We start from the raw sequence: 12,535 nt of genomic DNA, 5'->3' as shown, positions 1-12,535 counted from the left end.
TCCCCATGAACCTCGCCCTTTTTGATCTCGATCACACGCTTCTCCCCACCGACAGCGACCACGAATGGGGCCGCTTCATGGTGAAGCTCGGCATCGTCGATCCGACCGAATTCGCGCGTCAGAACGACGCCTTCTACGCCGATTACAAAGCCGGCGTGCTCGACATCAACGCGTATCTGCACGCCATGCTCGCGCCGCTTTCGAAATATTCCCGCGAACAGCTCGCCGACTGGCACGCGCAGTTCATGCACGAGGTCATCAATCCGCATATCGTGCCGGCCGCGGTCACGCTCGTGCGCGAGCATCAGGACAATGGCGATCTCTGCTGCCTCGTGACCGCGACGAACGCGTTCATCACCGCGCCGATCGCGGAAGCCTTCGGCATCGAAACGCTGATCGCGTGCGAAGTGGAAACCGTCGACGATCATCCGCACGGCGCGCTCACCGGCCGGCCGCGCGGCACGCCGAGTTATCGCGAAGGCAAGATCGTGCGCGTCGAGGAATGGCTCGCGTCGCTCGGCAAGAAGATCGGCGACTTCAAGCACAGCTATTTCTATAGCGATTCCCACAACGACATTCCGCTGCTCGAGCGCGTCACCGACCCGATCGCCACGAATCCCGACGACACCCTGCGCGCGCACGCGCATGCCAAAGGCTGGCGCATCCTGAACCTCTTCGATACACGTGATTAAAAAACTCATCCGCAAGCTGTTCGGACAAGAGAGCGCCGAATCCCAGGAAAGCGCTTCGAACGACACGGCAACCGCATCGGCAGAAGCGAAACCCGCCCGCAAAACCGTTCGCGTTCCGCGCAAGAAGGCCGCAGCGCCCGTCAGGCGCGACCCGAGCGTGCCGGTGATCCTGTCGTCGGAGATTCACGGCATCGATCCGTCGCTGATCTCGAAGAACGCGGTGCGCGTCACCGAAGGCCTGCAGCAGGCCGGGCATCGCGCGTTCATCGTCGGCGGCGCGGTGCGCGACCTGTTGCTCGGCGTCGCGCCGAAGGATTTCGACGTCGCCACCGACGGCACGCCCGACGAAGTGCAGCGCCTCTTCCGGCGTGCGCGCATCATCGGACGGCGCTTTCAGATCGTGCACGTGCAGTTCGGGCAGGAGATCATCGAGACATCGACGTTCCGCGCGCTGATGGACGCGCCGCCCGAGCCGTCGGCGGAACCGCCGCGGCGCCTGAAGCGCGGCGAGTTGGACGGCCGCACGCACGCCGTCGATGCATCCGGCCGCGTGCTGCGCGACAACGTCTGGGGCGAGCAGCACGAAGACGCCACGCGCCGCGATTTCACGATCAACGCGATGTATTACGATCCGGCCACGCAAACGGTGCTGGACTATCACGACGGCATGGCCGACATCCGCGCGCGTCTCTTGCGCATGATCGGCGATCCGGCCACGCGTTATCGCGAAGATCCGGTGCGGATGCTGCGCGTCGTGCGTTTCGCCGCGAAGCTCGGCTTCGAGATCGACGAAGCCACGCGCGCGCCGATCAAGGAACTCGCGGACCTCATGAACAACGTGCCGGCCGCGCGTCTCTTCGACGAGATGCTGAAGCTGCTGTTGTCCGGCCACGCGCTCGCTTGCCTCACGCGGCTGCGTCAGGAAGGGCTGCATCACGGCGTGCTGCCTTTGCTCGATGTCGTGCTCGAACAGCCGCACGGCGAGAAATTCGTCACGCTCGCGCTCACGAGCACGGATGAACGCGTGCGCGCGGGCAAGCCCGTTTCGCCGAGCTTTCTCTTCGCGACGCTGCTCTGGCACGACGTGCAGACGCGCTGGCAGAAGTACACGGCGGCGGGTGAATATCCGGTGCCGGCGCTGCATCGCGCGATGGACGATGTCCTCGAAATGCAGACCGAGAAGCTCGCCATCCACAAGCGCTATTCGGCGGACATGCGCGAAATCTGGGGCTTGCAGCATCGGCTGGAAAAGCGCGGCCGCAGCGCGCTGAAGCTGCTGGAACACCAAAGATTCCGCGCGGGTTATGATTTCCTGCTGCTGCGTTGCGAATCGGGCGAACTCGACGCGGAAGTCGGACAATGGTGGACCGACTTCGTGGACGGCGACCACGCCGGGCGCGAAGCCCTGCTCACGCAAGGCGGCAAGGAGCGCAGCGCGCCGAAGAAGCGCCGCCGTCGCAGCAATGCGAAGCGCAAGGCCACCGAGACTGGCGAACAAGGCGTCGTGAGCGAATCGCGGGAATCGGACGAAAGCAGTGTCGAACGAACCAGCGGAAAGGGCGAAGGCGCGGACAACGAGTAAAGCCGGTTTTCGCTACAGTAGCGGATAAAGGTTTGCACCCGGGCGTGCCCGGGTCTCACCGGCCTGTCGCCCAAGACCTACCCGTAGGACTACTGCCATGACGATTGCATATCTGGGCCTCGGAGCGAATCTCGGCGATGCGCGCCAGACCTTGAAAGACGCAGTCGTGTGTCTCGCGCAGCAGCACACGATCACCGTGCTCGCGAAATCGAGCCTGTATCGCACCGCGCCGATCGATTCTTCCGGCGACGATTACTTCAATTGCGTCGTCAAGCTCGAAACGACGCTTCCCGCACGCGCGCTCTTGCGCCTGTGTCATGTGATCGAAGAACAATTCGGGCGCGAGCGGCCGTATCGCAATGCACCGCGCACGCTCGACCTCGATATCCTGCTGTACGGCGCATCGAGCGTCGATGAAATGGATCTCGTCGTGCCGCATCCGCGCATGACGGAGCGCGCGTTCGTGCTCGTGCCGCTCGTCGAACTCGAACCCGATCTCATCATTCCGCAACGCGGCCGCGCCGATGCGTTCGTCGCGGCGGTCGCCGATCAGCGCATCGAACGCGTCGCGACCTGCCAGTGCCTGCTGCTCGGCGGCCAGCCGCGCGACGCCGACGCATCCGATGCCGCCGGCGCTTCCCCAGCTTCCAACTCACCTACTTGCCGATGAGCGTTCCGCCACTCACCGTCACCGCGCCGCAACTGCGGCCGCCGCACCGCTATATCGCCATCGAAGGGCCGATCGGCGTCGGCAAGACCACGCTCGCGACGCTGCTCGCCGAACGCTGGTCGATGCGCACGCTGTTCGAACGCCCGCAGGAGAATCCATTTCTCGAACGCTTTTATCGCGATACCACGCGGCATGCGCTGCCCACGCAACTGAGCTTCGCATTGCAGCGCGTCGCGCAGACGCGGGAAGTCGCGGACATGCTCACGTCGAATACGCCGCTGATCGCGGACTTCATCACGCAGAAGAGCGAACTCTTCGCGCGCCTCACGCTGCCCGACGACGAGTTCCAGCTTTACCGCGACATCGCCTCGCGCATCGAGGCGAGCGCACCCGCGCCGGATCTCGTCGTGTATTTGCAGGCGAGCCCGGAAGTGCTGTTTTCGCGCATCCAGAAACGCGCGCTGCCGATGGAGCTGCAAATCTCCGATTCGTATTTGCGCGCGCTGACCGATGCTTATAACGACTTCTTCTATCACTATGACGCGACGCCGCTGCTCACGGTGAACGCGGAGCATTTGAATCCGGTGGCATCGGAAGAAGATCTGGCGCTGCTCATCGAGCGCATCGAGACCATGCGCGGGCGCAAGGAATTCTTTGTCAAAGGCGTGTCGGCCTGAGCTTCGTGCTCGATGCCCGCGCCATCTCCAGTGAAATCATCATGACGTATTTGCAGGAAACGAGCCGTTCGACGATCACCGTACCCAAGCTGCAAGCCATGCGCGAGGCGGGCGAGCGCATCGCGATGCTCACGTGCTACGACGCCAGCTTCGCGGCGCTGCTGGATCGCGCGGGCGTCGACGTGATGCTGATCGGCGATTCGCTCGGCAACGTGCTGCAAGGACACGGCACGACGCTGCCCGTCACGCTCGATGACATCGCATATCACACGGCGTCGGTCGCGCGCGGCAGCAAGAGCGCGCTGATCGTCGCGGACATGCCGTTCGGCACGATCGGATCGCGCGAAGAAGCGTATGCGAACGCGGTCAAGCTGATGCGCGCCGGCGCGCAGATGGTCAAGATCGAAGGCGGCGAGTGGCTCGCGGAAACGGTGCGCTTTCTCGTCGAGCGCTCCATTCCGGTGTGCGGGCATGTCGGGCTCACGCCGCAGTCGGTGCATGCGTTCGGCGGCTTCAAGGTGCAAGGCAAGACCGACGCCGCCGCCGAGCAAATGCGCCGCGACGCGCTCGCGCTGCAGGAAGCGGGCGCGCAACTGCTCGTGATCGAAGCGGTGCCGACGCTGCTCGCACGCGATGTCACCGCGAAGCTCGCGATTCCGACCATCGGCATCGGCGCGGGGATCGACTGTTCGGGCCAGGTGCTCGTCTTGCACGACATGCTGGGCATTTTCCCCGGCAAGCGTCCGCGCTTCGTGAAGGATTTCATGCAGGGCCAGCCGAGCATTTTCGCGGCCGTCGAAGCGTATGTGCGCGCGGTGAAGGACGGCAGTTTTCCCGGTCCCGAGCACACGTTTTGATCGCTAGTCAGGCCGGCGCGCGGTGCAGCCGGTCTGCGTTTTCTCGTACAGACCGGACTGGCGAGGTTCTTGCACACTAGGCGTCGAACGTACCCGAAGCGAGACCGACCATGTGGCACACCCTTCCCGATGAATATGTCCGCGCGCAGCTTGCCGTCGGCGCGTTCGTCGCGTTCGGCGTGGCGCGGGTGATCGCCGCGGTGCTCGGGGCGCAGCACGGATGGCGCATATCGGCGGTGACGCGCGCGTTCATCGTGCTGTCGGCGGTGTTCTGCTTGCCGCAATTGCTCGATGCGCTCGTCGCGGCGGATTCGTATCGCGCGTTCGTGGAGTTGCAGGGCAAGGCGGCGGGATGCGCGCTGGCCTTGTTCTGCGCGCCGATCGTCAGTCACCGGCTGGGGTACGAGTAGCCGCCAAGCAAAATCTCCGCGTCACCCGCCCGCGGCAAACCCCGGCACGCTGTGCGACAGCACCGACGCCGCCACGAACACCGCCACCATCAGCACGGCTTCGATACGCATCACGTTGATGACCGTGTGCGCGTCCATCGTCGATGCCGTGCGTTGCAGGCGCGGTAACGCCGACCAGCGATTGAGCGCGCCCAACGCGAGCGCCGCCGCGATCAGCGCGCTCTTCACGAGCAACGCCCTGCCCCAGCCGCTTCCCGTCAGCACGGCAGCCGATCCGCCCGTCCCGCGCCACGCGTTGAACGCGCCCGTCGCGATGACGAACACGACCGCGATCGTCGCCGCATGCGACATGCGCCCGACGATGCGCATCAACGAAGCCCGCGCCACCGACGATTCGAGCGCCGGCAACACCGCCGCCGCGCCCGCGATGACCACGCCGCCCCACACGCCCGTCGCGAGCAGATGCAGCGTCTGGACGACTTCGGCCAGCGAGAACGCGCCGGCATCGGCGGCATGGCCGATCGCCGCCTTGCCCGCCGACGCGATCAGCGCGCCGAGCGCGGCGATCGCCATGCGTGCGGCGCTCAAGCGTCCGCTCGTCGCGGCGGCAATCGCGATCACGACGCCGCCCGCCAACGCCACCGCCCAGCCGATGCCCGCATGCGTGGCCGTCGCGACGAGCCAGAGCGACGCGCCTGCATCGGAAATGGGCGAGCCGCTCATCGCCGCCGACTGAAGCCAGAGCGACGCGAAGTTGCCCGCGACGAAAACCGCCGCCGACGCCGCGCCGAACCGCGCCGCGCGCCTGAACCCGCCGCGCGCGGGCGACACCGGCGCGAACGCCTGTTCGCCGCCGAGCCACGCATTGAGGAGCAACGCGCCGAGCGTGCAGGCGAACGCGACATCGGCGAGCGCGGCGAAGAAGACCTGAAGCAGCCAGAGCGGATCGTCGCTCATGAAACGGCGTCCGGCGCGGCGTGAACGGGAATTGCTGATTCTGGCTGCGAGCAAGTCATGGAGAAATGTGTGAAGTCGGGCCCGCGCAGTCTAAACGAACCCGTCCGCCAGGGATGCCGGATCGCGACGAATGCGCCTTGAACGTCGCCGCGCGCCTTCCTAAGCTTCGCAAGCAACACGAAGGCAAAAAGGCCGACCGCGGGCGCCACGCCGTCCAACTGTTGTCGATAAGTGCTGAATTCAACGCAATGTCAAAGTTCTTGTCTGTCGCGCGGCATTTTGTCGCGATTCCGCCGCAGCGGGCCCGAAAAGTTGTGTCAAATAGTCACCATCAGGCATCGATGATAGAATTCCGCGTCGCATCAGAGGCTCGTCGAGCCACTGTGGCCGTGGTCCGCCACCCTCCGCCACCATCCGCGTGGCCGTGGTTCGCCACCTTCGCACCGAGCCGCACGAAGCTCGGCAGGTCCCCGAATTTCATGGAGTGTCGCGTGTTTTCAAGACGCATCTTTCGTCCGCTGCTCGCCCTGGCAATGATCGGCAGCGCTGGCGTTCTCAGCGCGGGTCAAGCGCAAGCCCAGGCGCAAAATCAGCCGATCGCTCCCGACTCGATGGCAGCGCGCGTGCAAGGCTGCACCGCATGTCACGGTGTTCACGGCGAAGGCACGGACAACGACTATTTCCCGCGTCTTGCCGGCAAGCCCGCCGATTACCTCTACAACCAGCTTCAGAATTTCCGCGAAGGCCGGCGCAAGTATCCGCCGATGAACTACCTCGTCACGTATCTCTCGGACGACTACCTTCATCAGATCGCGGGTTACTTCTCGCAGCAGCGTCCTCCGTATCCGGCGCCGGCCAAGACGAACGTCTCGTCGACGACGCTCGCGCGCGGCTCGCAGATCGTGCTGAACGGCGATGCGTCGAAGAACATTCCCGCCTGCGCGGCGTGCCACGGCAAGGGCCTGACCGGCATGCAGCCGGCTATCCCCGGTCTCGTCGGCCTGCATTCGGACTACATCAGCGCGCAGCTCGGCGCATGGAAGTCGGGCACGCGTCACGCCAAGGCGCCTGACTGCATGCAGCAAATCGCCACGCGCCTGTCCGACGACGACGTGACCGCCGTCGCCGCATGGCTCTCCACGCAAACCGCACCCGCCAACCCGGTGCCCGCGCCCGCTGGCTCGTCGAAGATGCCGCTCACGTGCGGCAGCGAACCGCAATAAGGCGTCTGGAGCGACAACACAATGAAACGCAAGTCCCTGTTCGCACTTTCCTCGGCTGTCGTGGTGGCAGCCGTCGCAGCCGGCGCCGTCCTCTGGTCGGGCGGCGACAATCTCCATTCGGGCGGCGCCGTCGCGGCGACGCCTGCCGACAAGGCCGCGCTCGTCAAGCAAGGCGAGTATCTGGCCCGCGCGGGCGACTGTATCGCCTGCCACACGGTGCGCGGCGGCAAGCAGTTCGCGGGCGGCCTGCCGATGGCCACGCCGTTCGGCACCATGTTCACGCCGAACATCACGCCGGACGACAAGTACGGCATCGGCAAATGGACGTCGGACGACTTCTATCGCGCGATGCACACCGGCCGCTCGAAGGACGGCAGCCTGCTGTATCCCGGCTTCCCGTTCACGAGCTACACGAAGGTCACGCGCGCCGATTCGGACGCGATCTACGCGTATCTGCGCTCGGTCGCGCCGGTCTCGGAACCGAGCCGTCCGCATGAATTGCGCTTCCCGTTCAACAACCGCAACCTGCTGATCGGCTGGCGCACGCTGTTCTTCTCGGAAGGCGAGTACAAGCCGGATCCGACCAAGTCGGTGGAATGGAATCGCGGCGCGTACCTCGTCGAAGGCCTCGGCCACTGCGGCATGTGCCACACGTCGATCAACGCGATGGGCGGCCCGGTCAACTCGGCGGCATTCGCCGGCGGCCTGATCCCGCTGCAGAACTGGTATGCACCGTCGCTCACGTCGAACAAGGAAGCCGGCCTCGGCGACTGGGACATCAAGGACATCAACGACCTCCTGAAGACCGGCGTGTCGCAGCGCGGCGCGGTGTTCGGCCCGATGGCGGAAGTGGTGCACAACAGCCTGCAGTACATGACCGACGCGGATATCAACGCGATGTCGACGTATCTCAAGTCGATCCCGCAGAAGAAGGAAGCGCCGGAATCGCTGCAACTGGAAACGTCCGAGAAGTTCGGCGGCGAGCTGCTGACGATGGGCAAGAAGGTCTACACCGAGAACTGCGCGAAGTGCCACGCGGAGAACGGTCTGGGCAAGCCGCCGGCTTACCCGCCGCTCGCGAACAACCAGTCGATCCAGATGCCGTCGGCCGTCAACCCGATCCGCATGACGCTCAACGGCGGCTATCCGCCGAGCACGGAAGGCAACCCGATGCCGCACGGCATGCCGCCGTTCGCGCAGTCGCTGTCGGATACGGAAGTGGCGGCGGTCGTGACGTACATCCGTATGTCGTGGGGCAACCACGGCACGCCGGTGTCGCCGCAGCAGGTGAGCAATCTGCGTTCGGCGCCGCTCGACTGACGTCTTCGCCAGACAGCGTACAATACGCACAGGGCGCAGCCTTATGTCGGGGCTGCGCCCTTTGTCTTTTGGTGGATCGGTCATGCATGCAGGGGAACGTTTCAACAGCATCAGCCATTTGATCGGCGCGATTTTGTCGATAGCGGGACTCGCGGCCCTCGTCACGATGGGCGCGGTCGAACGCGACGCGTACAAGGTCGTCAGCTTCGCCGTGTACGGCGCGATGCTTTGCGCGCTTTACCTGATCTCGACGTTCTATCACTGCGCGCGCAGCCCGCGGCTGAAGGCGGTCCTCCAGAAGTGCGATCACTCGGCCATTTATCTGCTGATAGCGGGCAGCTACACACCGTTTACACTGGTGACCTTGCGCGGCCCGTGGGGCTGGTCCCTCTTCGGCGTGAGCTGGGGACTCGCCGTTCTCGGCATCACGCAGGAACTGACGCTCGGGCGAAGAACCCGCAGCGTTTCGATGGTGCTCTACGTGTTGATGGGCTGGCTCGCGCTCGTAGCCGTCCATCCGCTCGTGACGACGCTGCCGGTCGCCGGCACCGCATGGCTTCTGGCGGGCGGCGTCATTTATACCGCCGGCATCTGGTTTTTCATCAACGACGAGCGCATCCGGCACGGCCACGGCATCTGGCATCTGTTCGTGCTGGCGGGCAGTCTGTGTCAGTTCGTGAGCGTCGCGCGCTATGTCGCGTGAGCCGTGAACCTGTCGCACATCACGCATCGTGACGATTGCGATGCAACTTACACCCAGCTAACGTGTCTTGATTACGGGTCGAAACATGCGGCACCGCCAGCGGTCGATGACCGGGGTCATGGCCTGCCGCCCGACTTTTTCCGAGCGTCGCCCATGCGCTCAGCCGGCTGAACCCGGTTCGCCGCTGCATTGGATCGCGTGCGCGCCGTTCGCCATAACGATTTGAATATTCCTATATGTCTTTTGATTCACTTGGACTGTCTGAACCCCTCCTTCGCGCCGTCAACGAACTAGGCTATACCAACCCGACTCCGATTCAGCTTCAGGCGATTCCGGCCGTCCTCAAGGGCGGCGACCTGCTGGCCGGCGCACAGACCGGCACCGGCAAGACCGCCGGCTTCACCTTGCCGATCCTGCAACGTCTCTCGCAGCTCCCGTCCGCCTCGGGCAGCGCGAAGCGTCCGGTGCGCGCGCTGATTCTCACGCCGACGCGCGAGCTCGCCGCGCAGGTCGAAGAAAGCGTGCGCGCGTACGGCAAGTACCTGAAGCTGCGCTCGACGGTGATGTTCGGCGGCGTCGGCATCAATCCGCAAATCGATGCGCTGCGCCGTGGCGTGGATATCGTCGTGGCAACGCCGGGCCGCTTGCTCGATCACATGCAGCAGAAGACCATCGACGTTTCGCAACTCGAAATTCTCGTGCTCGACGAAGCCGACCGCATGCTCGACATGGGCTTCATCCACGACATCAAGCGCGTGCTCGCGCGGCTGCCGGAGAAGCGCCAGAACCTGCTGTTCTCGGCCACGTTCTCCGACGAAATCAAAGCGCTCGCCGACAGCCTGCTCGATTCGCCCGCGCTGATCGAAGTCGCGCGCCGCAACACGACGGCCGAGCGCATCGAGCAAAAGATTCATCCGGTCGATCGCGACCGCAAGCGTGAAATGCTCACGCACCTCATTCGCCAGCACAACTGGTTTCAGGTGCTCGTGTTCACGCGCACGAAGCACGGCGCGAACCGTCTCGCGGAGCAATTGACGAAGGACGGCATCAGCGCGCTCGCCATTCACGGCAACAAGAGCCAGTCGGCGCGCACGCGGGCGCTCGCCGAGTTCAAGGATCAGACCTTGCAGGTGCTGGTGGCGACGGATATCGCGGCGCGCGGCATCGATATCGACCAGTTGCCGCACGTCGTCAACTTCGATCTGCCGAACGTGCCGGAAGATTACGTGCATCGCATCGGCCGCACGGGGCGCGCGGGCGCGGAAGGCGAAGCGGTGTCGCTCGTTTGCGTCGACGAACTGCAGTTGCTGAAAGACATCGAGCGGCTCATCAAGCGTCCGATTCCGCAGGAAGTGATTCCGGGCTTCGAACCCGATCCGAACGCGAAGCCCGAGCCGATCCAGCGCCGCAGCCAGGGACGCGGCGCACCGCGTGACGGCGAGCGGCGCGAAGGCGGTCGTGGGAACGGGGCATCGCAGGGGCAAGGGCAAGGGCGTGGCGCGAAGCCGGCCAACGGCGGCGGCAACAGCGGCCAGGGACAGCGTGAGAACCGCGCGCCCCGCGATGGACGCAGCGCGAGCAAGCCGGCAAACGCGGCGAAGCCGAACAGTGGCGTCAGCGCGAAGCCGGCGCCTCGCCGCGCCGAGACAACGAACGCCAGCCACGCGCCGAATCCGCGCGCGAAGGCGGGCAATCCCGGCGCGCTGCTCGGCGGCAAGCCGCGTAGCGACAACGGCGGCGGCCGACGCGATGGCATGCGCTCCGGGGATCGTGGTCGCTAATTAACGCAGGTTGTCGACGAGCCGCTGTCGCAGCGGCTCGTCGTGTTTGAATTCGCGCGATGACGTTCGCCTCGACGAATGCGCCCGCGCATCAAGCGGCGGCGCTCGCTGCCCGCGTCAACCACTCGATTTGCTCGCGCCAGCGGGCAAGCACGTTCTCGGCATCCGTCAATTCGAACGCGATGCCGCCGGTCAATCGCGCGTAGGCCACGCGCTGAATCTCCCCGCTTTCGATCGAGCCGACGAAGCACGCGAGCGGCACGCCGTCCAGCGGCACGCGCCGCGCGTCCAGTTGCACTTGATGGAACGCTTCGTCGAAAACGAAGGCGAGCGTCGCGCGTCCGCTCGAAACAATCGCCTGCGCGGTACGCGACGACGGCCACAGCGCGAAGCAGAGCGTCCGCGCGTCCGGCGCGAGCAATTCGCCCGCGCTCAATAGCGCGGTGCGGATGCGCCCGGCGCTATCGACGGCACAGAGCGACGCAGTGAAACCGTGCGGCGCACCGGTGAGCGTGCCGTCGAACAGCGCGCGCAGGTTGGGCGGCCATTCGTCGAAGACCGCCTGCGATGCACGAGACTCGCTCATGCGGTCAGAGTTGTGCGATGCATCGTCCGACATCGGCTCAGCTCACCGGAAGAACAACTGCGTGATCTTGGCGAGCGGATAATGTACGCCCGGCTGGATGCGCGCCGGCAGATCGAGCGGTTTGAGCAGCATCTTGATGCACTGGTCCGCCGACAGATTGCGCCGCACGAGCGCATTCACGCTCGCGAACAGTTCTCGGTTGTAGCTCGAATCCTTCACGCGCTCCGGGTAACGCACCGCGAACACATGCCGCAGCGCAATCTCCGAATCCTCGCTCTTGAGTTCCATCACGCGGCGAATGAGCGCGCCCAGCACCGCGACGCGTCCATTGCCTTCGATCTTGTTCCACTTCTTGAAGAAGCGGAAAAAGTGCTTGTAGTGCCGCACTTCGTCCGTGCGAATGTGATCGGTGATTTCCTTGAGCACCGGCTCGTCGGAACATTCGTTGATCGCCCGATAAAGCGTGGCCGTTCCCGTCTCGATGACGCAGCGCGCCACCATTTCCAGCGCGCGCTTCTTTTCGAACTGTTCGTAAGAGCAGGTCAGCGAATATTCAGCGAAGAAGTTCTTGAAGGCCGTGTCCCAGTCGAATTCCGGCCAGACGTGATTGATGTACGTCTTCAGCGCCCGGCCGTGCTGCATTTCCTCGGGCTCCCACTCGTCGTTGAGCCAGGCGGAGACTTCGGGATCGTCGCGGAAATAGGTGCTGAGATTGCTCGTATAGAGATCCGTCCCGCTCTCGATGAACGAGCAGGCGCAGAGCAACAAAAGAAGATGTTCATTGGATGCCGCCTTCTGACGATCGATTCGAGTGAGATCGATGTCTTCGATGCGCCACGGCATGACGTGAGTGCTGTCGGTGTGCATATATCGCGCTCCCTGGCTGGACTGAACGCGCCACCGGCCATGGAAAGACGGCCGAGGTTCAGGCGACGCCGCGAACATTTCGTCCGGGCGTCCTGGAATCAAAAATTAGCGGCTTATGCTTTTGCATCTTAGCCGTCCTGCAATGAACTTGCAGACATGGGGACAGACTCACGCCGCGCGGCACGGTTCCGCGTGCGCGTTGCTATGCAT

Annotated in this window: 13 protein-coding genes; 10 read left to right on the top strand and 3 right to left on the bottom strand. The window is 64.6% G+C overall.

Annotated features, from left to right (window positions below; all coding sequences use genetic code 11):
• The first annotated feature begins 5 nt into the window (after nucleotides 1-5).
• From NCR39_RS01985 to NCR39_RS01960, 6 genes are all read left to right on the top strand, one after another.
• A complete protein-coding gene (locus tag NCR39_RS01985) occupies nucleotides 6-692 on the top strand; it encodes a histidinol-phosphatase (RefSeq protein WP_250450406.1) in 687 nt (228 codons plus the stop codon).
• The gene (pcnB, locus tag NCR39_RS01980) at nucleotides 685-2,274 is read left to right on the top strand and encodes a polynucleotide adenylyltransferase PcnB (RefSeq protein ID WP_250450404.1); all 1,590 of its coding nucleotides are present in this window, start codon (nucleotides 685-687) and stop codon (nucleotides 2,272-2,274) included. Before NCR39_RS01985 ends, pcnB begins: the two co-directional genes overlap by 8 nt.
• 97 nt (nucleotides 2,275-2,371) lie before the next feature.
• Nucleotides 2,372-2,944, top strand: a complete 573-nt coding sequence (gene folK / locus NCR39_RS01975) for a 2-amino-4-hydroxy-6-hydroxymethyldihydropteridine diphosphokinase (protein ID WP_250450402.1) — start codon at nucleotides 2,372-2,374, stop codon at nucleotides 2,942-2,944.
• Complete coding sequence (locus NCR39_RS01970; RefSeq protein WP_250450400.1) at nucleotides 2,941-3,621, top strand: deoxynucleoside kinase; 681 nt, start codon at nucleotides 2,941-2,943, stop codon at nucleotides 3,619-3,621. The genes folK and NCR39_RS01970 overlap by 4 nt, the downstream gene beginning before the upstream one ends.
• Before the next feature lie 41 nt (nucleotides 3,622-3,662).
• Nucleotides 3,663-4,478, top strand: a complete 816-nt coding sequence (gene panB, locus NCR39_RS01965; RefSeq protein WP_250451437.1) for a 3-methyl-2-oxobutanoate hydroxymethyltransferase — start codon at nucleotides 3,663-3,665, stop codon at nucleotides 4,476-4,478.
• 110 nt (nucleotides 4,479-4,588) lie between these two features.
• Nucleotides 4,589-4,888, top strand: a complete 300-nt coding sequence (locus NCR39_RS01960) for a hypothetical protein (RefSeq protein WP_250450398.1) — start codon at nucleotides 4,589-4,591, stop codon at nucleotides 4,886-4,888.
• Between the two features lie 21 nt (nucleotides 4,889-4,909).
• Here NCR39_RS01960 and NCR39_RS01955 read toward each other — a convergent pair whose 3' ends face one another.
• A complete protein-coding gene (locus NCR39_RS01955; protein WP_250450396.1) occupies nucleotides 4,910-5,845 on the bottom strand; it encodes a CopD family protein in 936 nt (311 codons plus the stop codon).
• Between the two features lie 479 nt (nucleotides 5,846-6,324).
• On the opposite strand from NCR39_RS01955, the gene NCR39_RS01950 reads away from it, so the two are divergent.
• The 4 genes from NCR39_RS01950 (at nucleotide 6,325) to NCR39_RS01935 (ending at nucleotide 10,872) form a co-directional block, all read left to right on the top strand.
• Complete coding sequence (locus NCR39_RS01950) at nucleotides 6,325-7,068, top strand: c-type cytochrome (RefSeq protein ID WP_250450394.1); 744 nt, start codon at nucleotides 6,325-6,327, stop codon at nucleotides 7,066-7,068.
• 21 nt (nucleotides 7,069-7,089) lie between these two features.
• The gene (locus NCR39_RS01945) at nucleotides 7,090-8,388 is read left to right on the top strand and encodes a c-type cytochrome (protein WP_250450392.1); all 1,299 of its coding nucleotides are present in this window, start codon (nucleotides 7,090-7,092) and stop codon (nucleotides 8,386-8,388) included.
• Between the two features lie 82 nt (nucleotides 8,389-8,470).
• Entirely contained in the window at nucleotides 8,471-9,091 is a 621-nt protein-coding gene (gene trhA, locus NCR39_RS01940) for a PAQR family membrane homeostasis protein TrhA (protein WP_250450390.1), read from the top strand.
• A 236-nt stretch (nucleotides 9,092-9,327) separates the two neighbouring features.
• Entirely contained in the window at nucleotides 9,328-10,872 is a 1,545-nt protein-coding gene (locus NCR39_RS01935; protein WP_250450389.1) for a DEAD/DEAH box helicase, read from the top strand.
• A gap of 91 nt (nucleotides 10,873-10,963) precedes the next feature.
• Here NCR39_RS01935 and NCR39_RS01930 read toward each other — a convergent pair whose 3' ends face one another.
• Both NCR39_RS01930 and NCR39_RS01925 read right to left on the bottom strand, forming a co-directional pair.
• The gene (locus NCR39_RS01930; RefSeq protein ID WP_250450388.1) at nucleotides 10,964-11,458 is read right to left on the bottom strand and encodes a hypothetical protein; all 495 of its coding nucleotides are present in this window, start codon (nucleotides 11,456-11,458) and stop codon (nucleotides 10,964-10,966) included.
• Nucleotides 11,459-11,500: 42 nt separating this feature from the next.
• The gene (locus NCR39_RS01925) at nucleotides 11,501-12,325 is read right to left on the bottom strand and encodes a ferritin-like domain-containing protein (protein ID WP_250450387.1); all 825 of its coding nucleotides are present in this window, start codon (nucleotides 12,323-12,325) and stop codon (nucleotides 11,501-11,503) included.
• Between the last annotated feature and the right edge of the window lie 210 nt (nucleotides 12,326-12,535).

It is taken from the genome of Caballeronia sp. ATUFL_M2_KS44 (assembly GCF_023630965.1).
Lineage (GTDB): Bacteria > Pseudomonadota > Gammaproteobacteria > Burkholderiales > Burkholderiaceae > Caballeronia > Caballeronia concitans.
The sequence above is the reverse complement of the archived record's forward strand: the minus strand, read 5'-3'. Positions and strand labels throughout refer to the sequence as shown.

Excerpts from the sequence above, each read along its gene's own strand:
- NCR39_RS01925 (WP_250450387.1), bottom strand. The coding sequence starts at position 12,325 with ATGCACACCGACAGCACTCACGTCATGCCGTGGCGCATCGAAGACATC.
- panB (WP_250451437.1), top strand. The coding sequence starts at position 3,663 with ATGACGTATTTGCAGGAAACGAGCCGTTCGACGATCACCGTACCCAAG.
- NCR39_RS01955 (WP_250450396.1), bottom strand. The coding sequence starts at position 5,845 with ATGAGCGACGATCCGCTCTGGCTGCTTCAGGTCTTCTTCGCCGCGCTC.
- trhA (WP_250450390.1), top strand. The coding sequence starts at position 8,471 with ATGCATGCAGGGGAACGTTTCAACAGCATCAGCCATTTGATCGGCGCG.
- NCR39_RS01970 (WP_250450400.1), top strand. The coding sequence starts at position 2,941 with ATGAGCGTTCCGCCACTCACCGTCACCGCGCCGCAACTGCGGCCGCCG.
- folK (WP_250450402.1), top strand. The coding sequence starts at position 2,372 with ATGACGATTGCATATCTGGGCCTCGGAGCGAATCTCGGCGATGCGCGC.
- NCR39_RS01985 (WP_250450406.1), top strand. The coding sequence starts at position 6 with ATGAACCTCGCCCTTTTTGATCTCGATCACACGCTTCTCCCCACCGAC.
- NCR39_RS01960 (WP_250450398.1), top strand. The coding sequence starts at position 4,589 with ATGTGGCACACCCTTCCCGATGAATATGTCCGCGCGCAGCTTGCCGTC.
- NCR39_RS01935 (WP_250450389.1), top strand. The coding sequence starts at position 9,328 with ATGTCTTTTGATTCACTTGGACTGTCTGAACCCCTCCTTCGCGCCGTC.
- NCR39_RS01950 (WP_250450394.1), top strand. The coding sequence starts at position 6,325 with ATGGAGTGTCGCGTGTTTTCAAGACGCATCTTTCGTCCGCTGCTCGCC.
- NCR39_RS01945 (WP_250450392.1), top strand. The coding sequence starts at position 7,090 with ATGAAACGCAAGTCCCTGTTCGCACTTTCCTCGGCTGTCGTGGTGGCA.
- NCR39_RS01930 (WP_250450388.1), bottom strand. The coding sequence starts at position 11,458 with ATGAGCGAGTCTCGTGCATCGCAGGCGGTCTTCGACGAATGGCCGCCC.